Here is a 24,022-nt window from a genome sequence, read left to right on the forward strand (position 1 = left end):
CGGTGCGCGTGACGGTGTTCGGACCGGAAGCGTCCAGCCCTGATCTGGTGGGCGGCTGTCGGCCCGCGCACCAGATCAGGCCGTGAACGGGGACTTGGTCTTGCCGATCAGGTCGGCGACGGAGTCCACCACCATCGTGGGCCGGTAGGGGTAGGCCTCGAAGGACGCGCGGGTGGAGATGCCGGAGGTGACCAGGATGGTGCGCATGCCCGCTTCCAGCCCCGAGATGACATCGGTGTCCATCCGGTCGCCGATCATCACCGAGGACTGGGAGTGCGCGCCGATGCGACGCAATGCGGAGCGCATCATCAGCGGGTTCGGCTTGCCGACGTAGTACGGTTCGCGGCCGGTCGCGCGGGTGATCAGCGCGGCCACCGAGCCGGTCGCGGGCAGCGAACCTTCGCGGGACGGCCCGGTCGGGTCCGGGTTCGTCGCGATGAAACGGGCCCCTCGCTCGACCAGCCGGATCGCGGTGGTGATCGCCTCGAAGGAGTACGTGCGGGTCTCGCCGAGCACGACGTAGTCCGGATCGCTGTCGGTCAGCACATAGCCGATCTCGTGCAAGGCGGTGGTGAGCCCGGATTCGCCCACCACGTAGGCGGTTCCGTTCGGCCGCTGTTCGCTCAGAAAGGTAGCGGTAGCCAGCGCGGAGGTCCAGATCGCTTCTTCCGGGATGTCCAGGCCGGTGTGGCGCAGCCGCGCCTGGAGATCGCGCGGGGTGCGGATCGAGTTGTTCGTCAGCACCAGGAACGGCGTCTCGTTGGCGCGCAGTTCGGCGAGGAACTTGTCGGCGCCCGGGATGAGGTGGTCCTCGTGCACCAGCACGCCGTCCATATCGGTCAAGTAGGACAGGATCGGCTCGTCGTCTGCGGTCACGCGGGCCATTATCCGCTATCGCCCCGCGACCGAAACCGGCACGACCGGCCGGGCCGGTGCCGTCGGCATCTTCGGCCGCAGAAACATTCCACCCCCGGCACGGCGTTCTCCTGTTACGGCCGGTCGAGGTGGGCCTGCGATCGCCCCACTGCGAAGATCATCCGCGCCGGGCCATCGGCAGGGGCGGCGGCAGCGTTGGCTACTGTCGATGACGGATCGCGATGGCAGCGAAACGAAACGCGAGGAGCGTGGCAGATGAGCGGACTCAAGCTCGGATACAAGGCATCGGCGGAGCAGTTCGGTCCGCGTGAACTCGTGGAGATCGCGGTGCTGGCCGAGGAACACGGCCTGGACAGCGCCACCGTGAGCGACCACTTCCAGCCGTGGCGGCACAAGGGCGGGCACGCGCCGTTCTCGCTGGCCTGGTTGGCCGCGGTCGGCGAGCGCACCAAGCGCATCCAACTCGGCACCTCGGTGCTCACCCCCACCTTCCGCTACAACCCCGCGGTGATCGCCCAGGCGTTCGCCACCATGGGCTGCCTGTATCCGGAGCGGGTCATGCTCGGCGTCGGCACCGGCGAGGCGCTCAACGAGATCGCCACCGGGTACACCGGCGAATGGCCGGAGTTCAAGGAGCGTTTCGCGCGTCTGCGCGAGGCGGTCGACCTGATGCGCGCCCTGTGGACCGGCGACCGCGTCGACTTCGACGGGCAGTACTACAAGACCGTCGGCGCCTCCATCTACGACGTGCCCAAGGGTGGCATCCCGATCTACGTCGCGGCGGGCGGCCCGCTGGTCGCGCGATACGCCGGGCGCGCGGGTGACGGGTTCATCTGCACCTCGGGCAAGGGCATGGATCTTTACACCGAGAAGCTGATGCCCGCGGTCGCCGAGGGCGCGGCGAAGGCCGGACGCGGCGTGGAGGACATCGATCGGATGATCGAGATCAAGCTCTCCTACGACACCGACCCGGAACTGGCCCGGGAGAACACCCGCTTCTGGGCACCGCTCTCGCTCACCGCGGAACAGAAGCACAGCATCACCGACCCGATCGAGATGGAGGCCGCCGCCGACGCGCTGCCGATCGAACAGATCGCCAAGCGCTGGATCGTCGCGAGCGACCCCGACCAAGCGGTCGAACAGATCAAGCCCTACCTCGACGCCGGCCTCAACCACCTGGTCTTCCACGCCCCCGGCCACGACCAGCGGCGCTTCCTCGACCTCTTCCAACGCGACCTGGCCCCCCGCCTGCGCGCGCTGGCCTGACGTTTCCCGACCGGCACACCACGCGGTGGCCTTCTCGGCCGCGACGGTGTGCCACTCGCGCGATCACGCCCGGCGGAGGGCGAAGATGCGCAGGTCGCGGGTGGTTCGGGAGCGGTAGGCGGCGTAGGCGCCGGTGATGTCGACGAAGCGCTGGAAGATGGCGGTTTTATCCGGGTCCTCGACGGGGGTGGCGGTTACCTCGAGGCGCCGGCCCGCGATGGCGACTGTCGCCTTGGGGTTCGCCAGCAGATTGGCGGTCCAGGCGGGGTGATGGGCCTGGCCGAAATTGCTGCCGATCACGTAGAGCGTGTCGCCGTCGTGCACGTACAGCAGCGGCTGCGTGCGCGGTCGGCCGGATTTGCGACCGATGGTGGTGAGCAGGATGACCGGCGCGCCGATCGGTCCGAGCACGGTGTATTTGGCGTGGGTGCGTTCCAGGACCGCCCGGTCCAGCGGGGTGAGGGCGCGGACGAGCCGGGAACCGAGCTTCGTAGCCGCGAATCTACTTGCCGCGCGGGCGTATAGGTTGGTGCGCGAACCCCACTGCCGATCCGGAAATTGCTCAGCCATGCCCGGACTATAGCGGCGAGCGGCAACGGCCACGGCGGCTTCGGGAGGCGGCGCTGCTCGCGCTCTCGTCGTCGCGGCGAACCCGTCGCGTCGGGACTCGCCCCGAGCAGGTCCGCGTCGCGCTGGACCCGCTCTCGAGCGGGAGAGGCCCGGGTCACGCGGCCGGTGCCGACCGTCGCGTGGCACGGCCCGGTAGCCGCCGGTTCACTAAGCTCTCGGTCATGGCCGACAACGCTCCATCCGCCGTGTACATCGCCTCTCCCGAAGGCGACACCGGTAAATCGACGGTGGCTCTCGGGGTACTGCAGATGCTGTGCGCGACGACCGCGCGGGTCGGGGTGTTCCGTCCGATCACGCGCTCGACCACCGAGCCCGACTACATTCTCGAGCTGCTGCTCGAGCACAGTACGGCCGACATCGACTACGCGCAGGCGATCGGCACCACCTACGAGCAGGTGCACGCCGACCCGGACGCCGCGATCAGCGAGATCGTCATGCGCTTCCACGAGGTCGCGAAGATGTGCGACGCGGTGGTCGTGGTCGGCAGCGACTACACCGACGTGGCCAGCCCCAGCGAACTGCGCTTCAACGCCAGGATCGCGGTCAATCTGGGTGCACCGGTGCTGCTGGTGGTGCGCGGCGCGGACCGCACCCCGGCCGAGGTGAAGCAGCTGGCCGAGCTGTGCGCGGCCGAGCTGTCGCACGAGCACGCGCAGCTGGTCGCCATCATCGCCAATCGCTGCGACCCGGAGCGACTGGAGGAGGTGTGCGCGGCGCTGCGCGATTTCGGCGTCCCGTCGTGGACGCTGCCCGAGGTCCCGCTGCTGATCGCGCCCACCATGGCCGAGCTGTGCACGGCCGTCGGCGGCGAGATGTACAGCGGCGATCCGGAGTTGCTGCACCGCGAGGCGCTGAAAGTCATGGTCGGCGGCATGACGGCCGAGCACATCCTGGAGCGGCTGGTCGAGGGCGTCGTCGTGATCGCCCCTGGCGACCGCTCGGATGTGCTGCTCAGCGTCGTCAACGCGCATGAGGCCGAGGGCTTTCCGTCATTGTCGGGCATCATCATGAACGGCGGCCTGCTGCCGCATCCCGCGGTGGCGCGGCTGATGACCGGCCTCAAGCCCAAGCTGCCGATCCTCACCACCGATCTCGGCACCTACGACACGGCGGGCGCGGCGTACCGCACCCGTGGTCGCATGTCCGCGGGCAACCCGCGCAAGGTCGACACGGCCCTCGCGCTGATGGAACAGCGCGTGGACGCCGCGGAGCTGTTGCGGCGCATCGACGTTCCGCCCAGCTCGGTGGTGACGCCGCAGATGTTCGAGTACCAGCTCATCGAGCGCGCGCGGGCCGATCGCAAGCGCATCGTGCTGCCGGAGGGCGACGACGACCGCATCCTGCGTGCGGCGGGCCGGGTGCTCCAGCGCAAGATCGCCGACCTGGTCATCCTCGGCGACGAGACCGCCGTGCGCGCCCGCGCCGCCGAACTGGGGGTGGACATCTCCGCCGCGGAGGTGCTCGACCCGCGCAGCTCCGGCTACCTGGGCGAGTTCGCCGCCGAGTACGCCGAACTGCGCAAACACAAGGGCATGACGCTGGAGCGGGCGCGCGAAACCGTCGCCGACATCTCGTATTTCGGCACCATGATGGTGTACAAGGGGATCGCCGACGGCATGGTCTCGGGTGCGGCGCACACCACGGCGCACACCATCCGGCCGTCGCTCGAGATCATCAAAACGGTGCCAGGGGTCTCCACCGTCTCCAGCGTGTTCCTCATGTGCCTGGCCGACCGGGTCCTCGCGTACGGCGACTGCGCGGTCGTGCCGGACCCCAGCGCTCAGCAACTGGCCGACATCGCGATCTCCTCCGCGGCGACCGCCGACCGCTTCGGCATCGAACCCAGGGTCGCGATGCTGTCGTACTCGACCGGCGAATCGGGCAGCGGGGCGGATGTGGACAAGGTGCGCGTGGCGACCAAGCTGGTGCGTGAGCGCGCGGCGGAGCTGCCGGTGGAAGGGCCGATCCAATACGACGCCGCGATCGAACCGACTGTCGCCGATACCAAGATGCCCGATTCCGAAGTCGCCGGGCGCGCGACGGTGTTCGTGTTTCCCGACCTCAATACCGGCAACAACACCTACAAGGCGGTGCAGCGCAGCGCGGGCGCGATCGCGATCGGCCCGGTGCTGCAAGGGCTGCGCAAGCCGGTCAACGATCTGTCCCGCGGCGCGCTGGTGGCCGACATCGTCAACACCGTGGCGATTACCGCCATCCAGGCGCAGGACAGCTGATGCCGCCGCGAGCGGGCGACGCGGAATGATCGCGTCGTGATCGTGGTTGCCGTGCGAGTGCGGCGAGCCCGCCGGGTGCGGGCGCCGCGCGGGACACAGGAGGCGGGATGAGCAAGACGGCCGAGGGCATGGTGCTGGTGATCAACTCCGGCTCCTCGTCCATCAAATACCAGCTCGTGGATCCGGATTCGAGCGTGGTCGCGGCGTCCGGGATGGTCGAGCGCATCGGCGAGGACGAGGGCGGGATCGTGCATCGCGCCGACGGCTCGACCACCGAGCGTCGTGAGCCGATCGCCGACCACGCCGCCGGGCTGCGGCTGGTCTTCGACACCTTCGCCGCGACGGGCCACGATCTGGTCCGAGAGGGTGTGCGGGCCGTCGGGCACCGGGTGGTGCACGGCGGCGAGGTGTTCTACCGGCCCACGCTGATCGATGACGACGTGGTCGCCGCGATCACCGAACTCGCTTCGCTGGCGCCGCTGCACAATCCGGCCAACGTCGCCGGGATCGAGAGCGCGCGTGCGCTGCTGCCGGGAGTGCCGGAGGTCGCCGTCTTCGACACGGCGTTCTTCCACGGCCTGCCCGCCGCCGCGAAGACCTACGCCATCGACGCCGAAGTGGCCGCCGCGCACGGCATCCGGAAGTACGGTTTTCACGGCACGTCGCACGAGTACGTGTCCGGCTGCGTGGCGCAACTGCTCGGGCGCGACCCTGCCGAGCTGAACCAGATCGTCTTCCACCTGGGCAACGGCGCGTCGGCCTCCGCCATCCGCGGCGGGCGTCCGGTCGACACCAGCATGGGACTCACCCCGCTGGAAGGTCTGGTGATGGGCACCAGGTCCGGCGATCTCGACCCCGGCATCGTGGCGCATCTGGCCCGATCCGCGCACATGGACATCGATGAGATCGACACCTTGCTCAACCGGGACTCCGGCATCAAGGGGCTGTCCGGCGTGAACGATTTCCGCGAACTACGCCGCCTCATCGCCGACGGTGACGAGGCCGCCCGGCTCGCCTACGACGTGTACATCCATCGGTTGCGCCGCTACCTCGGGGCGTACCTGATCGAACTCGGCGGCGTCGACGCGATCACCTTCACCGCCGGAGTGGGGGAGAACAGCCCGCAGGTGCGCGCCGATGCCCTCGCGGGCCTCACCCGGTTCGGCATCGAGGTCGACCCGGCGGCCAACACCGCCGAAAACCGTGGCGCGCGGCGTATCTCCCCGCCCGACGCGCCGGTCGCGGTCCTCGTGGTGCCGACCAATGAGGAACTGGCGATCGCCCGCGCCGCACGGCAGGTGGTCGACCGGCTCGATTAGATCCAGGTCTTCGCGCGGATCACGTTGGCCAGGTCGACCAGCGCGTAGCGATGCTTGCGATTGGGCGCTCCCCGAGCCAGCGAGCGCAGGCCCGCCTCGGTGCCCGCCCTGAGCTCGCGTTCGGTGAACGGCGCGCCGAACAGCGTGGCATCGGGGCGCTTCGGCGTGTTGCCCGCCTGGAGCCACGCCAGGGCGGCGCCGAGTACCAGCACCCGCATCTGCACCGCGCGACTCTCGCCCGCGGGCAGGCTCAGCACCCGCGACGCCGAGATGTGCAGGGTGGCCTCGTCGAGGTCGGCCACCGGCGCGGCCGTGAGCATCAGCAGTACGGCGGTCATCCGCGCGGTGGTGAAATGCCGCGACGCGGCGGGCACGGCGTCCAGCGCCTGCACCGCCTCGTCCACCTGGTCGTCCGCGGCCAGTTGCCTGGCCAGCCCGAAGGCAGCGCTGACCACGGTGCGGTCGGTGCGCCAGACGGTCTCGTATGCCTTCTCGGCGTAGGCGCGCCACTGTTCGGGGTCGGGTGAATCCCAGTGCTGGAGCACGAGTTCGGCCGTGGCGGCGATGGCGAGCTGGGGTGCGATCTCACCGGGGAGCACCCGGAAGACCTCGTCGAAATTCGTGAAAGCGCGCTCGTACTCCCGGTCGAGCAATTCGGCCATACCGCGATACCAGCTCACCCGCCATTCCCGTTCGGGCAGCCGCGCGAGCAGGTCCAAGACCGTGGCGGACTCGCGCAGATCGAGCCGCACGCGCGCCTCGGCGAGGGTGAGTTCCAGGTCGAGCGTCTCCGGAGCGTTGCCGGGGTCGGACTCGGCTCGGTCTCGGGCGTGCCGCAGCGCCTCCAACGCGTGGGCTGGTTCCGGATGCACCGCGGCCGCGAGCAGGGGCGCCGACGGTTCGGCCGGGTCGAGCAGCGGGATCGGCAGCCCTGCCACCACGTCGAGGGCGTCCAATCCGCTGCTGCGGGGTCGGCCGTCGGTGTAGGCGTCGGTCTGGCTGATCAGCTCCTCGGTACCGAAACTGGCCCGTGGCGGCGTGAAGACCACCGACAGCTGCGGGTGCTCGGTGTCGGTCTCCAGCGCGAGGATCTTGCGCAGCACGCCCGACAACTGGGCCGACATCGCCCGGGCGGAGGGGAATCGGCGCTGCGGGTCCGGGTCGGTGGCGCACAGCAGCAGACGGTGGAAGGACTCGTAGCGTGCCAGCACCGGCTCGTCGGCGGGCTCGGGAAGTCCGTCGAGGTAACGCCCGTGCTCGGAGGGCATGTGCAAGGTGAGCACGGCCAGCGTGCGCCCCACCGTGTAGATGTCCGAGGCGATGGTCGGGCCGGTGCGCGCGAGCTCCGGCGCCTGGAATCCTCTGGTGCCGTAGAGGTTTCCGTAGGCCTCGATGGTGGTGACGGCGCCGAGATCGATCAGCTTGACCTGGTCCTCGGTGACCATGATGTTGTCGGGTTTGAGGTCGTTGTAGGTCAATCCGGTCGAGTGCAGGTAGTCCAGCGCGGGCAGGATTTCCAGCAGGTAGGCGATGGCCTCGGTGACCGGCATGCGCCGCGGGCGTTCGTAGGCGTCGAGGATGTCGCGCAGCGACCGGCCGCCCACGTACTCCATGACGATGTAGCCGACCGGTGTGCCGTCGTCGCCGGTGTGCTCGACGAAGTTGTAGATCTTGACGATGCTGGGATGCGCCATCTCGGCGAGGAATTGACGTTCGGACATGGCCACCGCCTGCGCTTCGGCGTCGCCGGTGTGCAGCAGGCCCTTCAGCACGACCCAGCGGTCGCTGACATTGCGGTCGATGGCCAGGTAGATCCAGCCCAGTCCGCCGTGGGCGATGCAACCCTGGATCTCGTACTGCCCCGCCACCATGTCGCCCGCGTGCAGGGTGGGGCGAAAGTCGAAGGGCACGTCGCAGGTCGCGCAGGTACCCGCCGTGGTCGCGGGCCTGGTCGCGGTCGCCCGGCCGACGGGTTTGCCGCAGCGCCAGCAGAATCGCCTGCCCTCGGAGACCACCGCGTCGGTGAGCACCGCGTCGCGCGGGTCGGCGGGCGTCACCGTCGGGATCGGCACCAGTCCCGCGCCGAGCCGCCGCACCACCGGACGGGTTCGCGCGGTGCGCACGCTGCGTCCGGAGGTGCGCAGCGGCGCCGATGTGGGGTCGGAATCCGTTCGGCGAGTGCCTTCCTGCCCCGCTGCCTCGGTCCGCGCTGCCGTACCCCGCTCGTCGCGTGCCACCTCCGTGCCCGGGCCGTCGTCGGCCCCGGCAGCGGGCGTTGGTTCCGCGACGTCCAGGTCGGGGGCCGGTGGCTGCGGCCTTCCGGACCGTTCGTCGTCCGGCTCGCGGTTCCAGGCGACCGTGCCCGCGGTCGTGTCCAGGCGATGCACCTGCATGCGGGTCGCGTCCGGGTCGTTCTCGGCCTGCGGTTTCGACCGACCAGCCACACCGGTTGCGTCCTGATTCGAGGGCGGCTCGTGGTCTGTGCGCAGCGGCTCCGGTGCGGCCCCTGGACGATGCTCATGCGGCCCGGTGACCCCGTCCTCGAACACATCCGCCGAACCGGGCCGTCCCGGGGCGGATTCGCCCGGGTCGGGCTCGGGAGCCGGCCGTGTGCTCATTGGCCTGTCAATCCTGATAGGTAGGAGCGGGTGGGGCGGGAACGGGGCCGAGGACGGTGAGATATTTCTGGTACAGCCCGACCCACGTGCCGTCGTTACGGATCCGTTCCAGCGTGCCGTTGACGAAGCGGACGAGATCGTCGTTGCCCTTGGGCATGCCGATGCCGTACGGCTCCTCGCTGATACTGCCGCCGACCAACTCCGTGTACGGGTCCTGCGCCGCCAGACCCGCGAGGACGGCGTCGTCGGTGCTGACCGCGTCGACCTGGCGCTGTTGCAGGACGACCAGGCAGTCGGCCCAGCTCGGCACGGTGAGGATGGTCGCGGCAGGCTGCTCGCGGCGCATGTGCTCCAGCGACGTGGTGCCGGAAACGATGCATACCCGACGGCCGGCCAAGTCGGCCAGGCTTCGGATCCCGGAGTTCTTCACCGCGAGCACCCGCTGATTCGCGTGCAGGTAGACGGTGGAGAACGCGACCCTCTCGCGCCGCTCGCAGTTGATCGTCATGGTCTTGGCGACCAGGTCGACGGTGCGGTTCTGCAACGCCGTCTCACGCTCGGCGGAGCCGAGGCTGCGGAACTCGATCAGATCCGGACTGCCGAGCAGGTCGCGGGCCACCTCCCGGGCGATGTCGGCGTCGAAGCCGACGATGGCGCCCGAGACCGGGTCGCGATAGCTGAACAGATTGCTGCCCGTGTCCAGCCCGACGAGCAGCCTGCCCCGCGCCCGGATCGCGTCGATCGCCGGGCCGCGCGCGGCGGCGCCCGCTCCGGTCGGGCGCAGGCTGGCGGTCGGGTCCCCGCACCGCGGTGTGCCCGGCGGCGGCGGGACCGGCGAATCGGTGAGCACCGGTACGGCTTTCGCGGGCAGCGGAGGATCGGTGTACTTCGGCGTCTTGGTCGGCAGCGGCGCGCTGGAATCGCTCGCGCAGCCGCTCGCCAGTGCCACCACCAGGACGACGGCTACCAGAATGCCGCGCGCGGATCTCATCGGTACTCCCGGAGCCGGGGCCACATGCCTAGTCCCACATAGACCGCCGCCAGAATGCCGAGCACCATCGCTCCCGCTCCCAAGAAGTCCAGGACCCGTGCCGCCTGGGAGATCTCGTCGCGCAGCGTGTCCCGGGTCTGCGCGATGCCTTGCTCGAGTGAACGGTCCAGCGCCTCCACCTGCGCGGTGGCGTCCGCGGAGCCGGGGCCGGTCGTCACCGCGGCCGCGCTGTTGAAATCGCCCTTCGCCAGCGCGTCGTTCATGCGCTGATGCGCCACCCGCCAGCGAGCCAGCGCCGGAACGGCGTTGCGCACCTCGCCCGCCGCGGGCGCGGAATCCGGGTAGTTGCCGATCAGATCGGCCAGCCGCTCGATGTCCGCGTCGTAGGTGCGGTCGTAGTCGCCGGTCGCGTCCCGGCGCACCAGCTTCAACGTCTCCGCCGCCCGCGCCTGCTGGGCCAGGATCCGGCTCTCGGTCAGCCGCGAGGAGGGCACCGCGCCGTCGTCGCGTGCGCTGATCATCGACGTCGCCGACACCGAGCCCGCGATCACCGTCCATGCCAGCAGGATCAGCATGGCGGCCGAGGCGAGCAGCAGGCCCGGATTGAGCACCCGCCGCCAGCGACGCGCCAGATCCCGCTGGACCCAGACCAGCACGCCGAGGGTGAGGATCAGCAGGCCGATCGCGGGCCACGGTGGCCGCACGTGGTTGCGCTGCGCGGCCGTCACCGCCGCCGAGCGATGATTGTGCAATTCCTCGGCCATCGGGAGCAGCGTCGTCTGCATCTGGTTGGACGCCTCGCTCAAATACGCGGCCCCGACCGGATATCCGCTGCGATTGTTCGTCCGTGCGGTCTCCACCAGACCCGAGTACACCGGCAGCCCGGTAACTATGCCGGTGCGCAGCCGGGAATCCGGATCGCTCGCCGCGTTCGGCCCGACGGCGCGGTCGGACTGGGTCACCAATTCCGCGGCCGCCTCGCCCATCGCCTGCGTGTAGCGATCCCGCACCGCCTGCGGTTCCAGCCCGCCCGCGATGAAGGCCGTGCTGGCGGCGGCGTCGGCGATCGACAGCGAGGTGTAGAGCCGATGTGCGGAGTGGGCGTCCGGTTCGGTGTTGTAGAGCAAGACGTCCAGGCTCTGCTGGCGGTCGCCGACCGTCGCGGCGGTCACCGAACCCGCGGCCAGGCACAGGCCGATGAGCAGCAGTCCGAGCGCGATCAGCCGTCCCGGTGAGGAATTGGCGAACGAGAGCAAGTTGGCCAGGTCGATGCGTTCGCGAACCACCGCGACGCTCAGCCCGCCCGGATCGTCCCGACCGGCGGGCTCGGGCGCGGACGACGGCCGGAGTTCGGCCGTCGTCGGCTCGGAGCTAGCCATGTCCACCTCCCCAGTTTGGGCCGCAAACGCGGTTTTTTCGACGGCTCGACCGTATATCCGGTCCACCCGTGCGTATTGGTGCGGAGTTTATTGTGGTCGTACGGGCGCCGCGGCGTGTGAAACACCCCCGGTTGGGAGGAAGCGGGGCGGGACAGTGTCGTAGCTGGACGAGGATGGGTACGAGATGCGTGGTGACGGTGACGGTTGGTCGCGTGGCCCCGACGGATTGCGGCACTGGGGTCGCTTCGGCGCCGCCGGACTTCTCCTGCGCGCTCCGCTCGCCGACGGCGGTTCGGCGGTACTGCTGCAACACCGCGCCCCCTGGAGCCATCAGGGCGGAACATGGGCGTTGCCCGGCGGGGCACGCGACAGCCATGAGACGCCCGTGCACGCGGCTGTGCGCGAGGCATGGGAGGAGGCGGGGATCGATGCCGACGACATCCGGGTGCGCGCCGAGCGGGTGACGGCGTCGGCCCTGAGCGGCTGGACCTATACGACGGTCGTCGCCGACGCGGTCATGACCCTGCCGACCACGGGGAATCGCGAGAGCACCGAGCTGGCGTGGGTCTCGGAGGACGAGGTGGAGGCCCGTCCCCTGCATCCGGGCTTCGCCGCATCCTGGCCCACCCTGCGCGCCGCACCCGCACGGGTGCTGCTCGCCGAGATCGGCGAGGACCGCGCCGTGGCCGCCGCGCTGCCGCGCACGCTGGACCTCGCCGATCTCGGGTTCGTCTGGCTGCACTCGGATCCAGCCGGTCCTGGCGACTACGCCAGGATCATCGACGAGCCGGACGCGCAGGTCGTCGAGCCCGCGCAGAGCGGAAACACCGCGGTGGAGACCGCGCTTTCGTTCACCCGCGGGCAGGTGCTGTCCTGACCGCTGCGCTCACGCGTTCGCGAGCAGGGCCGTTTTGAGTTCGCGCGCCGCGGCTTCCGGATCGCGGGCCTCGGTGATCGCGCGCACCACGACGACCCGCTTCGCCCCGGCCTCCAGCACTTGCGCGAGGTTGTCGGCGTTGATCCCGCCGATCGCGAACCAAGGCCGGGTGGGATGGGCATCCGCCGTCGATCGGACCAGTTCGGGACCGGCCGCCTGCCTGCCGGGTTTGGTCGGGGTCGCCCAGATGGGGCCGGTGCAGAAGTAATCGATGTGCTCATCGATCGCGGCGAGTCCGGCCTGCGCGCGATTGTGCGTGGATCGTCCGATCACCACGTCCGGTCCGAGGATCCGGCGCGCGTACCAGGGCGGGAGGTCGGCCTGGCCGAGATGCAGCACGTCGGCGCCCGAGGCGAGGGCGATGTCGGCGCGATCGTTCGCCGCGACCAGGCCGCCGTGCCTGCGCGCGGCGGCCTTCAACTCGGCGAGCGCGCCGAGCTCGGCCTTGGCCTCCAGCGGGCCGAACTGGGCCTCGCCCGCCGATCCCTTGTCTCTGAGCTGGATGATGTCGACTCCGCCCGCGAACGCCGCCTCGGCGAACTTGGCCAGATCGCCCTTCTCCCGGCGTGCGTCGGTGCAGAGATACAGGAGCGCGTTCGCCAGACGTTCCCGCGGCGAGGCGGGTCGATTCGGGTGGGAGGGTTGCACGCCTTCGACGGTAGCCGCGCTACCGTGGGGATGCGAAACAGGAGGCAGGTGGATCGGATGCGGACTCTGGCCGTCGTCGGTGGCGGCGCCATCGGGCTCGCCGTGGCCTGGCGGGCCGCCGAAGCCGGTTGGTCGGTCACCCTGCTCGATCCGGCGGTCGCGACCGGCGCCTCCTGGGTGGCCGGGGGCATGCTCGCACCGCTGTCGGAGGGTTGGCCCGGCGAGGATCGGGTGCTCGAGTTCGGCGCGGCGTCGCTGGCCCGCTGGCCCGGATTCGCCGCCCGGCTCGAGGCCGCGACCGGAGTTTCGGTCTTCGTGGCAGACGAAACCATGACCGTCGCGCTGGACGCGGCCGACGCGGCCGACCTGCGCACCGTGGCCGATTGGGTCGGCGGGCGCGGGCACGAGCTGTCCATCCTGGATCGCACCGGGGTCCGCGAGCGGGAACCGAACCTGGCCCGAACGGTGCGCGCCGCGCTGCTCGCGCCCGCCGAACCCGCGATCGACAATCGCAAGCTGGTCGCCGCGCTGCGGCGGGCGGCCGAGGCGGCGGGCGTCGGTGTGCGCGCCGAGTCCGTAGACTCGCTGACGGAACTTCCGCACGACCAAGTCGTGCTCGCCGCCGGAGCCGCGTCGGCGCAGCTGTGGCCCGGACTGCCGGTCCGCCCGGTCAAGGGCGAGATCCTGCGCCTGCGGCAACGGCCGGGCGTCGCTCCCGCGCCACGCCGGGTGATTCGGGCGCGGGTGCACGGGCGGCCGGTCTACCTGGTGCCGCGCGCAGACGGCATCGTCGTCGGCGCCACCCAGTACGAGGCGGGTTTCGACACCGCGGTCACCGTCGCGGGCGTTCGCGACCTGATCGCCGACGCCGAGGCGGTGTTCCCCGGCATCGGCGAATACGAGCTCGCCGAGGCGAGCGCCGGTTCGCGGCCGGGCAGCCCGGACAACCTGCCGTTGATCGGCCGGCTCACCGACCGGATCATCGCGGCCACCGGGCACGGCCGCAACGGCATGCTGACCGTGCCGCTCACCGCGGAAGCGGTGACCGGCCTGCTCGGCGGGGCAGCCTTGCCCGAGGCGGAAGCCGCCGACCCGCAACGCTTTTCGACGACTGTAGGAGGAAGCCGATGACGCTGTCATCCATCCCCATCGGTGTCACCGTGAACGGCGACGAGCACGAGTTCGCCGAGCCGCTCACCGTGCGCGAGCTGCTCGAACGACTCGGGTTGCCGTGCCGGGGCGTCGCGCTGGCGGTGGACGGCGCGGTTTTTCCCAAGTCGCGCTGGGACGAACCGGTCGGGCGCGGCTGGCAGATCGAGGTGCTGACGGCGGTTCAAGGTGGCTGAGGTCGCGACGGCATCCGAGCGGGCCGACGCCCCGCTGCGGATCGCCGACCGGGAATTCGGCTCCCGCCTGATCATGGGCACCGGAGGCGCGGAGAACCTCGCCGTCTTGGAGGAGGCGCTGATCGCCTCCGGCACCGAGCTGACCACCGTGGCCATGCGGCGGGTCGATGCCGCGGGCGGCACCGGCGTACTCGATCTGCTGAAGCGGCTGGACATCGCGCCGCTGCCGAACACCGCGGGCTGCCGTACCGCGGCCGAAGCGGTGCTCACCGCGCAGCTGGCGCGCGAGGCGCTGGGCACCAACTGGGTGAAACTCGAGGTGGTCGCCGACGAGCGCACCCTGCTGCCCGACCCGATCGAATTGCTCACCGCCGCCGAACAACTCGTCGACGACGGGTTCGTCGTGCTGCCCTACACCAACGACGACCCGGTTCTGGCGCGCCGTCTGGAGGACACCGGCTGCGTGGCGGTGATGCCGCTGGGCGCGCCCATCGGCACCGGCCTGGGCATCGGCAACCCGCACAACATCGAGATGATCGTCGCCGACGCGAAGGTCCCCGTCATCCTGGACGCGGGCATCGGCACCGCGAGCGACGCCGCCCTCGCCATGGAACTCGGCTGCTCGGCGGTGTTGCTCGCCACGGCCGTGACCAGGGCCCGCCGCCCCGAACTGATGGCCGCCGCGATGGCGGACGCGGTCCGCGCCGGATACGCGGCCCGGCTGGCCGGGCGCATCCCGAAGCGGTTCTGGGCGCAGGCGTCGTCTCCGGCGCTGTGACGGATTCGCTCGAGTCCAGGGCAGGGATGTCGATGATCATCCCTGCGTCGGCAGGGCTGTCTCGGCTTCGAACCCCCGAGCAGGGCGGTCTCGGAACGGCTCGAGCGTCCGAGCGGATCTCGGTATGCAGCAGCCCGCTCCGGTGGAACAGCTGTCGTCGGTTGGGCGTGAGCGACGCCGCTCTGCGGGCGGCAGCGTCGCCCAGCCCGCGACGAGAGCGGGCCGGGGACGCGGCGGGCTCAGCCGTTGACGAAGGTGAGGTTCGTCGCGTCGTAGCGGGTGCCCGCGACCTGCTCGGGCGGGGCGGCGGCCTCGATCGCCGCGAGGTCCTCGGAGGACAGCTCGACGGTCAGCGCCGCGAGGTTCTCCTCGAGATTCCGTTGCCGCCGGGTGCCGGGAATCGGCACCACGTCTTCGCCCCGATGCTGCACCCAAGCCAGAGCGAGCTGGCCGGCGGTGACTCCCTTCGCCGCCGCCAATTCGTTCAGCTTCGCGACGATCGCCAGGTTCCGTTCGAGGTTGCCCTCGGCGAAACGCGGCTGGCTGCGCCGCACGTCGGTCTCGGCCAAGCCTTCGACCGAGTTGTAGCGGCCGGTGAGGAATCCGCGCCCGAGCGGGGAGAACGGAACCACGCCGATGCCGAGTTCACGGCAGACCGGCAGGATCTCCGCCTCCAGGTCGCGAGTCCACAACGACCACTCGCTCTGCAAAGCGGCGATCGGATGCACCGCGTGCGCCCGCCGGATGGTCTGCGCGCCCGCCTCCGACAGCCCGAGGTGGCGGACCTTCCCTGCCTGCACGAGCTCCGCCATGGCTGCGACGGTCTCCTCGATCGGCACCTGCGGATCGACCCGGTGCAGGTAGTAGAGGTCGATGTGATCGACCCCCAGCCGGCGCAGCGACGCGTCACACGCTTGCCGCACGTAGGCGGCGTCGCCCCGAATGCGAGTCGGCTCGCCCAAGCGGTTGGCGAAGCCGAACTTGGTAGCCAGCACCACGTCGTCCCGGCGCTCGGCGATCGCGCGTCCGATCAACTCCTCGTTGTGCCCCGCGCCGTAGAAGTCGGCGGTGTCCAGCAAGGTCACCCCCAGGTCGAGGGCGTGGTGCAGAGTGGCGATCGACTGCGCGTCGTCCGCCGCGCCGTAGGCGTGACTCATACCCATGCATCCCAGGCCCTGCGCGGAGACCGCCAGTTCACCGAGCTGCCGGGTGGGGACGTCGATCATGTTGCTACCTCCTGAACTCGAAACCATCGGTTCCGACGCTAAGAGCTGGAGCGCACTCCATGTCAACCGCGCGCGGACGCGATCAGGTGTGCGCGGCGGGAGGCGTGGATACCCTCGGCGGCGGTTACATCCTCTCCGAACCGGAAGACTGCTGCGGAACTCGCGCAGCCGGGCCCGAAGTTCCGTCGTGCAGGACACCTCACCTTGCGCAGAAAAGCTGTACTCCATAATGGAGACATTCTCCGAAGGCTGATATACAGTCGCTGTCGTTGGAGATGAAGAGTCTGGTTGGCCGGGCAGGTGAACTGCCCGGAGAGCAAGAATCACCATCCCCTCCGGCGGAGAAGAGAATTCGGTGCAGTCGACCGGACCGCCGGAGGGGATGACATACCGCAGGTCTAGTTCGTCGATCCGGGAGGTGGTCGCTGAGACAGGTACCTACACCTTGCGCGCCCGGGAAGAAGTGCCGGGCGCGGTGTTCGACGTCGGCTCTGCGGGTCGGCGATTGGAATTGATATCAAACCCCCTCGATCCCAGGCCCCGGTGAACAGTGCGCCGGGGCCCGTCGGCGTCGTGACCAGAGGTGTTGTGCAGCACACCGACCCCACCGACGCCTCCAGTGCAGCGGACCGGCTCGATGACGAGGACTCTCGCGCCTACAGCATGGGCAGGGCGGCCGGAATTCTCAGCTCGCCGAAGCCCCATGTCGGCTTGTCGCCGGCGGCCGTGGCGTGTCAGCTCGCCGAGGAGCGGTCCGTGAGATGGCTGGAAAGTTGCGTCAGCTCTCGGTGGATGCGGCTCGCCGTTCGTAGCGTGCACGGGCTCGGTCGTACGCGGTGCGGAGCAGGTCGCGGGTCGTCTCATCGGTCCGGCTGTCTGGGTTCACTATCGCGAGCCAACCGGCGGAGCCGTAGACGGGATGCGGGAACACGGTGTCGGTGACGCTGTGGTCGAGATTCGGGGGTAGCTCACGCGGAGCATGGCCGGTCCAGTGGGTGAAGGCTTCTTTTCCGGCGGCGATGTTGACGCGGAAGGTGTCGGGGCGGTCCAGGCGGGACCGCTCGTCGTCCGGATAGTTCTTGGTGACGATTGTCGCGAAGGGTTGGGTCGCCTTCGGCACGCCGCCGTCTGGTGAGTAGTAGAAGAACGTGTCGCCCCAGCTGATCTGCGGGGAGCCGTCGCCGGGTCCGGGGCGGAGGGTCAACACGCCCTCGAGAGCCGATACGAAGTCGATGATCTCGTCGATGGTCATGGTTCCAGCGTTTCATTGAGGCGCTTGTGGAGACTTCGGGACGGATATCGAGGATAGGTAGGGTGCCAACTCTCAACTCGTCCATGCGCACGGTCGATGTCGCGCGCCGCGCCGGGTACTCCGTGCAGCAGATTCGCAACCTGGAGCGGGACGGCGTACTGCCGTCTGCGCTGCGCACGGCATCGGGCTATCGCAGGTACGGGGAGATCCACCTGCGTTGCGCGCTGGCCTATCGGGCGCTGGCTGCCGGTGTCGGCCCGGTCGAGGCCAAACGAATCGTTCGCGCGGTTCACGAGAGGCCTATCGCCGAGGTGCTCGCGCTGCTCGACGCGGCGCATGCCCGGCTCGACCGGGAGCGCCGGGATCTCGGGCTCGCCAAGCGGGCGGCCGAAGCGATCTCCGCCGAACCGATCGATGACGTGCGTCCATCGGATTCGATGAGCGTGTCCGAGCTCGCCGCGGCGCTCGGCGTGCGCCCGTCGACGTTGCGGCATTGGGACGCCGAGGGATTGGTGGTTCCGGACCGCCCCACCGCACAGGGAGTGCGACGGTACTCGCCCGCGCAAGTGCGAGATGCCCGGATCGTCCACCAGCTCCGCAGCGCCGGATACCGCGTCGACAGCCTCCGGATTCTGATGCCGGACCTGCCGCGCGGCGACCGTTCCGAAGACGTCGAAGCCGCGCTGGCGGCTCGGGACGCGAGCATCACGGCCCGCTCTCGTGCGCTTCTCGACGCGGCCGCCGCGCTCACCGCCGTGATCGCGCTCGCGGGAAGCCCCCAGTCGGAAACCGGCGCAGGCGAGAACGGACCGCCCGGCTCTCGCTCGCTGGAGTGACGCGCTGCCCATTCCGCTGCTACACGAACTTCGCGCTGGCCGGCTCGCGGTACGAGATCGCCACAGTGGATCCGGCGTTCGCCAAGACGCTGGCCGGGTGTACGGAGATCGGGGGCGCTGTCTACCAGGGGCCTCGCGCGAAATAGAGTACCGGAGATGTAAACCGGTCTGCGTTGGATCCTGGTGGTGGATCGACCATGTAGTCGGTCAGTTCTTTGGCCGATGCTGTTTTCAGGGCGGTCACCGTGGCCCAGCTGCCCTCGTGCATGTCGAAATTTCCCGGTGGCGGCCAAAAGGTGTACACCTCGGGTGATCTGCTACTGCCCTCGCCAACAAAGCGCCCGGTGAAAACTCCAACATGGGTTAAGGGATACTCCTCGGTAGCCCACACGATCAAATCACCGCGCCGCGGCTGAGGGCACAGGTGATCACCCGGTGTGAAGAGTTGCAATCCATGGGGTGCGAGCATTCGCTTGAAGCGTTCTCCCCATGCATCGGAATCGTCCTGGATCGATTCCGAGACCTTCCCCCCGTGCTGTCGGTACCAATTCGAGGGCTCATTCAGTGGGAACCACTCGTACATTCGACGGATGTCGGCGTGTTCCAGCACGCCGGAACGGACTCCAGCCTCCAGGATCAAGTCCCAGCAGGACAGCACCGCGTCCCGGTTCACCGGCGGTCGAGGCGTTCCGTCGGGTGAGCGTGCCCACATCTCGAACGTCCGATTCGGTTCAACCATATTTCCCCATGTCGCCTCGATGCCCAGCATCGTGTCCAGTTCGTCCGCGACCAACAGCGGCGCATCCGGCCTGCGCCCACCAGCGATCTCACCGGGGGCGGACACTGCTGTATCCGACGACGCGAATTCGCTTCGTGCGACCCGATATCCACAGTGCTCGTCGGTGTCGAGGCTGTGTTCGGCGACTCCATGCCGAAGCTCCCCGGTAACGGCATCGCTATGACCTTTACGCCATTTGACCGCCTTGCTGGTGGCCCCGAGGAGGCGATGGACAGCCTCACCCATGACACGGCCGAACTCATTTATCGGTCGTCGGGGAGTCCGGATCGCATAGTGGCCGGGGCCGCCCCTCCAGGTCGGGCAGCGCGAAGCTGTACTGCCCGTTCAACTCCAGTTGGGCGCGGATGAACGCCGACCAGCCGCGTCACGTCGGTATCCAGCATTGGATAGCCTCGTCCACGCAACAGGCTGCTCAGGCCTTGGTCGAGGTAGACGGTGTTCCACAACACGACGCAGTTCAGGACGAGCCCGAGGGCCGACAGTCCTGCATCCCTTTGTAGTAGGCCCGGTACATCTCGCGCTTCTTCCGTGGGAGACGGAGCGTGCCAAATCGCGATGTCCGCAATGAGGTTCGACTGGCGCTTGCCTTCGCGGCGATAGATTTCTCGTCGGCCAGCCGTCGGATATGCAGGTTTCGAAGATCCGCCCATAGTGGGCGATGCGCGGCAGCCGCTTATTGGGCAGGTTCGCCAGCTTCGGCCTGTACTGGAAACCCAATAGATGCAGCAGCCGAAGACGATGTCGCTGTAGGAACCGGTGTCGGTGATGATCACAAGGCCACCTTTCCATCAGCCGCGGCAGGAACGGCCTGGCCGTGCACAACTTCCCAGCCAACTCGGCCAGGCGTTGCCCGTCCAACTCGGCGAACCCGGCGGGCACAGCTCGTCGATTGCCTCGACCGCGTGACAGCTCCAAGCGAGTGACATTCTTCTCGATCATGTCTCACACCACATCGACACCGATGTAGAGGTTGAATTCATCGCCTACCTCATGAGCCGGCGCGGCCGGATCAAGCTCAGATCCACCTCACCCGTCCCGATCGCCTGGATGTCGCCCAGCTGGCGCAAAGCCTTGACCATTCCCTTTGATGAGGTGCGTATTGTGCCCTCGCAGCGGCTCCAGCTCGCTGACCCGTGGCTCGGCGTCTTCCGGGACGTCCACAGCCGCATCAGCGCCGCCCCGTTCCCGGCCTGCTCTGGTCGCTGATCCGGCTCCAACATCGCCGGCCGTGGTGCGGCCTTCGGCGACCAACGCCCCAACGTGGTGATGCCCGGCCCGGCAACAGCGCTTTGTGTGATCGCAGCCAGTCGAACTGCTCACCTGCGTTCCGGCCAAGGTGCGCTGCGTGATCGGCGCATGATCCCCGGTGACGTCGCGCCGCCGCTCCATGTCGCCGAATTGCTGGGTCGGTGCGGGTCGAGCCCCTAGGGGTAAGCCCGCGTCCTCATCCTCGAGGATGAGGCAACTCGACACCATTTATCGACGCGCGCGGCCGCGATCTGCGGAATGCTGGGCGGCATGATCGAGCTGAGGGGCCTGACCAAGCACTACGGGCAGACCGTGGCGGTGCAGGATCTGTCCTTCACCGTTCGACCGGGACAAGTGACGGGGTTCCTGGGACCGAACGGCGCGGGCAAGTCGACCACCATGCGGATGATTCTCGGATTGGACAAGCCCACCGCGGGCACTGCCCTGATCCAGGGCAAGCCGTACCACCAACTGGACCATCCTCTGCGCACCGTCGGCGCGCTGCTCGACGCCAAGTGGGTGCATCCGAACCGGTCGGCGCGCGCCCATCTGGAATGGATGGCCGCGTCCAACGGCATCGCCAAGTCCCGTGTGGAGGAAGTGCTGCGGCTGGTCGGCCTGTCGGAGGTGGCGGGCAAGTCCGCAGGCGGATTCTCGCTGGGCATGTCGCAGCGGCTCGGCCTGGCCGGCGCGCTGCTTGGCGACCCGCAGGTGCTGCTGTTCGACGAGCCGGTCAACGGCCTGGACCCGGAGGGCATCCTGTGGATCCGCCGGTTCATGCAGCGGCTGGCCGCCGAGGGCCGCACGGTGCTGGTCTCCAGCCACCTGCTGTCGGAGATGGCGCAGACCGCCGAGCACCTGGTGGTGATCGGTCGCGGCAAGCTCATCTCCGACTCGACCACCCAGGAGTTCATCGAGCGCGCCTCCGAGCAGTCGGTCCGGGTGCGCAGCCCGCAGCTCGACCAGCTGCGCAGTGTGCTCACCTCCAACGGCATGACCGTCCGCGAGGACGGGGCGGGCCCCGACGGGCCGGCGCTCGTGGTGGCGAACGTGACCAGTGACGCGGTCGGCAAGCTGGCCGGTGCGAACGAGATCACGCTGTTCGAGCTGGCTCCGCAGCGCGCTTCGCTGGAGGAGGCGTTCATGCGGATGACCGGCGGCGCCGTGGAGTACCACGGCGAAGGCTTCGATCAAGTTATGGGAGGTGCGCTCTGATGGGTGTGCTGGCAGCGGAACGAATCAAGCTCACCTCCACCAGGTCGCCCTGGTGGTGCTCGGCGATCGTCGTCGCCCTCGCGCTCGGCATGGCCGCGTTGCTCGCCTCGGTGGCGCGCGCGTCCTACGGCAAGGAAGGCGCGATCGACCTGACCGTCTCCACGGCGGTGGCCGGGATCAGCGGCTTCGGCGTGATGGTTCTGATGATCATGGCGACTCTCACCGTGACCAGCGAATATCGCTTCGGAATCATCCGGACGACGTTCCAGGCCACCCCGCACCGGGCCAAGGTCATCCTGACCAAGGCCGGGCTGGTGGGCGTGTACGGCGCGGTGCTCACCCTCGTGCTGGTATTCCTCGCCTACCTGGTGGCCAAGGCCCTCGGCGGTCCGGACGCGGGGGCGACCCTGACCCTGTCCAGCCCGGACGATTGGCGGGAGGTCTACGGCATCCCGATCTACGCGTTCCTGTGCGTCCTGCTCGCGGTCGGCGTCGGCGTGCTGGTGCGGCAGTCCGCCGCCGCGATCTCGCTGATCGTGCTGTGGCCGCTGCTCATCGAGGGACTGCTCGGGGCGTTCGGCAGCTTCGGCCGCAACGTCACCCCGTTCCTGCCGTTCGCGAACGCCAACCACTTCTTCAGCGCGGCCCCGTCCACGGCCAACTGGCATTGGGGACCGTGGGGCAGCCTGCTGTACTTCACCGCTTTCGTCGCGATCGTCTTCGGCGCGGCCCTGGTCGTGGTGAACCAGCGCGACGCGTGACCAGCGCGGGGGAGCCGCCCAGCTACCCGAGTCGCCCTCCCTCGCCACTCGGGTGGTAGGAGCGCCGACCTTGTCGGGAGGTCCGGCGCTTCGCCCACCGCCCGTCACTGCCCGGCGGACGGTGCGGCGATCGGCCCGGTGCGAATATGCCTTCGCGCCGGGCCGATCGTGCGTGTGAACATCGAGGAAACTATGCCGCGCGCCGCTTCCGAGACCCGTTCTCGCCCGAGTAGCCTCGATTCGGCAACCAGCTCGTTATCCATCGCCGAGCCCGACGGTGTGCTCGCCGAGGTTCGTAGCGGAGGTGGCAGATGGCGATGATCGGTAACCCGTCCACGCCTGGCGGGCTGAGATACCCTCGGGGCGTGAGTGAAACACCTTCCGGCGGCGCCGAGTCGAGGCCGACGCCGGAGGCCGATGGAGGCGTACCGCCCGAGGTGGTCATTCCGTTGGAGCCGTCCGAGGCGGTCGATCCTCCCCGCCGTACCGGCGGATTGCGCCGCGGCCAGCTGTCCGCGCTGGTGAGCGCGGCGAATCAGCGGGCCGACCTGATCGGCGTGCTGCGCAGGGCGCGCAGGCAGTTGCCGGGGGACCCCGCTTTCGGTGATCCGCTCTCGGTTTCCGGGCCCGGTGGCGCGCGAGCGGTCGCGCGCGCGGCGGACAAACTGGTCGGCGACACTCCCAGCGCGGCGCGCGAGATCGGTTTCGGGGCCTTGCAGGTCTGGCAGGCCGCCTTGGAGCGGGTCGGACGCGGCAGAGGTAACCAAGAGGTAACTGTCATGTTCACCGACCTGGTGGCCTTCTCGCGATGGTCGCTGTCGGCAGGTGACGAGGCCACCCTGGAACTGCTGCGCAAGGTGGCCAAGGCCATCGAGCCCCCGATCGCCGAGCGCGGCGGACACGTGGTCAAGCGAATGGGCGATGGGGTGATGGCCGTGTTCCCCTCGGCGGACCGGGCGGTGCGCGCCGCCGTGACCGCCAAGCGCAACCTCGCCGATGTGCAGGTGCGCGGCTACACCCCGCAGATGCGGATCGGTTTGCACACCGGTTCGCCGCGCGAGATCGGCGGCGACTGGCTGGGCGTGGACGTCACGATCGCCGCCAGGGTCATGGAGGCGGGCGGCAACGGGCACACCATGCTGTCGGAGGTCACGCTGCGGGAATTGCGGCCGGAGACGCTGACGGAGTTGGGTTTGACGGTCAAGCCCTACCGCCGCAGTCTCTTCGCCGCGCCGTTGAACGGCGTCCCCGACGGCCTACGGATCTTCCGGCTGTCGAAGAGCTAGGCGTCTGCCGAGCCTTCGTCCCTACCCGAGCCACCAGACCAGCGCGCCGCCCGCCGCGAGGACGCCGCAGACGGCGAGCGCGATCGACAGCGGCCGGGCCGTCTTCCAGGTGGTGTAGGCGCCGCCGAGCAGGAAGCCGGACAGGGCGAACAGAACGATCACGGTGACGTCGCTGGACACCGTGCCCATCTTGCTCCAGCCCGGTCGGCCACCTCGGTGCGGGTGGCGTATCCGGTGCCCGGGTGTCACAGGGCAATTAACAAGCACGCATGCTTGCTTTTTTCTAACCCGGATGTGATGCTGGTCGCGGAACGCGGACTTCACGGATGCGGCATGCGGCTCATCCTGACGGTTCGCCGTACAGGAGGCATTCCCGC

The 24,022-nt window shown here is 69.2% G+C and carries 21 protein-coding genes; 11 read left to right on the forward strand and 10 right to left on the reverse strand.

Going from position 1 to position 24,022, the window contains the following annotated elements:
• Positions 1–75 precede the first annotated feature (75 nt).
• Positions 76–834, reverse strand: a complete 759-nt coding sequence (locus M8859_RS07695; RefSeq protein ID WP_283779477.1) for an HAD-IIA family hydrolase — start codon at positions 832–834, stop codon at positions 76–78.
• 297 nt (positions 835–1,131) lie between these two features.
• Here M8859_RS07695 and fgd point away from each other — a divergent pair, with 297 nt between their 5' ends.
• Positions 1,132–2,142 carry a glucose-6-phosphate dehydrogenase (coenzyme-F420) gene (gene fgd / locus M8859_RS07700; RefSeq protein ID WP_159921950.1) on the forward strand — a complete coding sequence of 337 codons (1,011 nt, stop codon included), beginning with the start codon at positions 1,132–1,134 and terminating at the stop codon, positions 2,140–2,142.
• A gap of 63 nt (positions 2,143–2,205) precedes the next feature.
• On the opposite strand, the gene M8859_RS07705 is transcribed toward fgd, so the two are convergent.
• Positions 2,206–2,712: a nitroreductase/quinone reductase family protein gene (locus tag M8859_RS07705; protein ID WP_159921948.1), complete on the reverse strand. Its 507-nt coding sequence runs from the start codon at positions 2,710–2,712 to the stop codon at positions 2,206–2,208.
• Between the two features lie 221 nt (positions 2,713–2,933).
• Between M8859_RS07705 and pta the strand changes: the two genes are divergently transcribed.
• Together pta and M8859_RS07715 are read left to right on the forward strand one after the other, a co-directional pair.
• Positions 2,934–5,006, forward strand: coding sequence for a phosphate acetyltransferase (pta, locus tag M8859_RS07710; RefSeq protein WP_195069675.1), 2,073 nt, complete (start codon positions 2,934–2,936; stop codon positions 5,004–5,006).
• Between the two features lie 107 nt (positions 5,007–5,113).
• The gene (locus M8859_RS07715) at positions 5,114–6,325 is read left to right on the forward strand and encodes an acetate kinase (RefSeq protein WP_159921944.1); all 1,212 of its coding nucleotides are present in this window, start codon (positions 5,114–5,116) and stop codon (positions 6,323–6,325) included.
• Here M8859_RS07715 and M8859_RS07720 read toward each other — a convergent pair.
• Genes M8859_RS07720 through M8859_RS07730 form a run of 3 tightly spaced genes read right to left on the reverse strand, consistent with a single transcriptional unit; the run spans position 6,322 to position 11,313 of the window.
• Positions 6,322–8,943: a serine/threonine-protein kinase gene (locus tag M8859_RS07720; protein ID WP_249644052.1), complete on the reverse strand. Its 2,622-nt coding sequence runs from the start codon at positions 8,941–8,943 to the stop codon at positions 6,322–6,324. The two genes, M8859_RS07715 and M8859_RS07720, sit on opposite strands and share 4 nt — an antisense overlap.
• 7 nt (positions 8,944–8,950) lie before the next feature.
• Positions 8,951–9,934, reverse strand: a complete 984-nt coding sequence (locus M8859_RS07725; RefSeq protein ID WP_195069674.1) for a glutamate ABC transporter substrate-binding protein — start codon at positions 9,932–9,934, stop codon at positions 8,951–8,953.
• Positions 9,931–11,313, reverse strand: a complete 1,383-nt coding sequence (locus M8859_RS07730) for a GlnX family signal transduction membrane protein (RefSeq protein WP_159921940.1) — start codon at positions 11,311–11,313, stop codon at positions 9,931–9,933. The genes M8859_RS07725 and M8859_RS07730 overlap by 4 nt, the downstream gene beginning before the upstream one ends.
• A 184-nt stretch (positions 11,314–11,497) precedes the next feature.
• Here M8859_RS07730 and M8859_RS07735 point away from each other — a divergent pair, with 184 nt between their 5' ends.
• A complete protein-coding gene (locus tag M8859_RS07735; protein WP_249644053.1) occupies positions 11,498–12,190 on the forward strand; it encodes an NUDIX hydrolase in 693 nt (230 codons plus the stop codon).
• A gap of 9 nt (positions 12,191–12,199) precedes the next feature.
• Here the strand turns inward: M8859_RS07735 and thiE are convergent, their stop codons facing one another.
• On the reverse strand, positions 12,200–12,898 hold the full coding sequence (gene thiE, locus M8859_RS07740; protein WP_159921936.1) for a thiamine phosphate synthase: 699 nt from the start codon (positions 12,896–12,898) through the stop codon (positions 12,200–12,202).
• Between the two features lie 57 nt (positions 12,899–12,955).
• On the opposite strand from thiE, the gene thiO reads away from it, so the two are divergent.
• The 3 genes from thiO to M8859_RS07755 are packed head-to-tail and all read left to right on the forward strand — an operon-like array spanning position 12,956 to position 15,022.
• Complete coding sequence (thiO, locus tag M8859_RS07745; protein ID WP_159921934.1) at positions 12,956–14,029, forward strand: glycine oxidase ThiO; 1,074 nt, start codon at positions 12,956–12,958, stop codon at positions 14,027–14,029.
• Complete coding sequence (gene thiS, locus M8859_RS07750; RefSeq protein WP_159921932.1) at positions 14,026–14,244, forward strand: sulfur carrier protein ThiS; 219 nt, start codon at positions 14,026–14,028, stop codon at positions 14,242–14,244. Before thiO ends, thiS begins: the two co-directional genes overlap by 4 nt.
• Complete coding sequence (locus M8859_RS07755) at positions 14,237–15,022, forward strand: thiazole synthase (protein WP_159921930.1); 786 nt, start codon at positions 14,237–14,239, stop codon at positions 15,020–15,022. Before thiS ends, M8859_RS07755 begins: the two co-directional genes overlap by 8 nt.
• Positions 15,023–15,261: 239 nt before the next feature.
• Here M8859_RS07755 and M8859_RS07760 read toward each other — a convergent pair whose 3' ends face one another.
• On the reverse strand, positions 15,262–16,248 hold the full coding sequence (locus M8859_RS07760; protein ID WP_159921928.1) for an aldo/keto reductase: 987 nt from the start codon (positions 16,246–16,248) through the stop codon (positions 15,262–15,264).
• Between the two features lie 778 nt (positions 16,249–17,026).
• Positions 17,027–17,500: a DUF6194 family protein gene (locus M8859_RS07765; RefSeq protein ID WP_223519256.1), complete on the reverse strand. Its 474-nt coding sequence runs from the start codon at positions 17,498–17,500 to the stop codon at positions 17,027–17,029.
• A gap of 62 nt (positions 17,501–17,562) precedes the next feature.
• Here M8859_RS07765 and M8859_RS07770 point away from each other — a divergent pair, with 62 nt between their 5' ends.
• Complete coding sequence (locus M8859_RS07770) at positions 17,563–18,336, forward strand: MerR family transcriptional regulator (protein ID WP_159921924.1); 774 nt, start codon at positions 17,563–17,565, stop codon at positions 18,334–18,336.
• A gap of 121 nt (positions 18,337–18,457) precedes the next feature.
• Here M8859_RS07770 and M8859_RS07775 read toward each other — a convergent pair whose 3' ends face one another.
• Positions 18,458–19,360, reverse strand: a complete 903-nt coding sequence (locus tag M8859_RS07775) for a hypothetical protein (RefSeq protein WP_195069672.1) — start codon at positions 19,358–19,360, stop codon at positions 18,458–18,460.
• A 1,293-nt stretch (positions 19,361–20,653) separates the two neighbouring features.
• On the opposite strand from M8859_RS07775, the gene M8859_RS07780 reads away from it, so the two are divergent.
• The 3 genes from M8859_RS07780 (at position 20,654) to M8859_RS07790 (ending at position 23,645) form a co-directional block, all read left to right on the forward strand.
• Entirely contained in the window at positions 20,654–21,598 is a 945-nt protein-coding gene (locus tag M8859_RS07780) for an ABC transporter ATP-binding protein (protein ID WP_159921922.1), read from the forward strand.
• Complete coding sequence (locus M8859_RS07785; RefSeq protein ID WP_159921920.1) at positions 21,598–22,359, forward strand: ABC transporter permease; 762 nt, start codon at positions 21,598–21,600, stop codon at positions 22,357–22,359. Before M8859_RS07780 ends, M8859_RS07785 begins: the two co-directional genes overlap by 1 nt.
• A gap of 365 nt (positions 22,360–22,724) precedes the next feature.
• Complete coding sequence (locus M8859_RS07790; protein WP_249644054.1) at positions 22,725–23,645, forward strand: adenylate/guanylate cyclase domain-containing protein; 921 nt, start codon at positions 22,725–22,727, stop codon at positions 23,643–23,645.
• A 21-nt stretch (positions 23,646–23,666) separates the two neighbouring features.
• Here the strand turns inward: M8859_RS07790 and M8859_RS07795 are convergent, their stop codons facing one another.
• Positions 23,667–23,834, reverse strand: a complete 168-nt coding sequence (locus tag M8859_RS07795; protein WP_249644055.1) for a CG2302 family histidine operon protein — start codon at positions 23,832–23,834, stop codon at positions 23,667–23,669.
• Positions 23,835–24,022: the final 188 nt, after the last annotated feature.

It is taken from the genome of Nocardia sputi (assembly GCF_023501985.1).

Coding starts and splice junctions, on each gene's coding strand:
- M8859_RS07695 (WP_283779477.1), bottom strand. CDS start 834: ATGGACGGCGTGCTGGTGCACGAGGACCACCTCATCCCGGGCGCCGAC.
- fgd (WP_159921950.1), top strand. CDS start 1,132: ATGAGCGGACTCAAGCTCGGATACAAGGCATCGGCGGAGCAGTTCGGT.
- M8859_RS07705 (WP_159921948.1), bottom strand. CDS start 2,712: ATGGCTGAGCAATTTCCGGATCGGCAGTGGGGTTCGCGCACCAACCTA.
- pta (WP_195069675.1), top strand. CDS start 2,934: ATGGCCGACAACGCTCCATCCGCCGTGTACATCGCCTCTCCCGAAGGC.
- M8859_RS07715 (WP_159921944.1), top strand. CDS start 5,114: ATGAGCAAGACGGCCGAGGGCATGGTGCTGGTGATCAACTCCGGCTCC.
- M8859_RS07720 (WP_249644052.1), bottom strand. CDS start 8,943: ATGAGCACACGGCCGGCTCCCGAGCCCGACCCGGGCGAATCCGCCCCG.
- M8859_RS07725 (WP_195069674.1), bottom strand. CDS start 9,934: ATGAGATCCGCGCGCGGCATTCTGGTAGCCGTCGTCCTGGTGGTGGCA.
- M8859_RS07730 (WP_159921940.1), bottom strand. CDS start 11,313: ATGGCTAGCTCCGAGCCGACGACGGCCGAACTCCGGCCGTCGTCCGCG.
- M8859_RS07735 (WP_249644053.1), top strand. CDS start 11,498: ATGCGTGGTGACGGTGACGGTTGGTCGCGTGGCCCCGACGGATTGCGG.
- thiO (WP_159921934.1), top strand. CDS start 12,956: ATGCGGACTCTGGCCGTCGTCGGTGGCGGCGCCATCGGGCTCGCCGTG.
- thiS (WP_159921932.1), top strand. CDS start 14,026: ATGACGCTGTCATCCATCCCCATCGGTGTCACCGTGAACGGCGACGAG.
- M8859_RS07760 (WP_159921928.1), bottom strand. CDS start 16,248: ATGATCGACGTCCCCACCCGGCAGCTCGGTGAACTGGCGGTCTCCGCG.
- M8859_RS07765 (WP_223519256.1), bottom strand. CDS start 17,500: ATGACCATCGACGAGATCATCGACTTCGTATCGGCTCTCGAGGGCGTG.
- M8859_RS07775 (WP_195069672.1), bottom strand. CDS start 19,360: ATGGGTGAGGCTGTCCATCGCCTCCTCGGGGCCACCAGCAAGGCGGTC.
- M8859_RS07780 (WP_159921922.1), top strand. CDS start 20,654: ATGATCGAGCTGAGGGGCCTGACCAAGCACTACGGGCAGACCGTGGCG.
- M8859_RS07785 (WP_159921920.1), top strand. CDS start 21,598: ATGGGTGTGCTGGCAGCGGAACGAATCAAGCTCACCTCCACCAGGTCG.
- M8859_RS07795 (WP_249644055.1), bottom strand. CDS start 23,834: ATGGGCACGGTGTCCAGCGACGTCACCGTGATCGTTCTGTTCGCCCTG.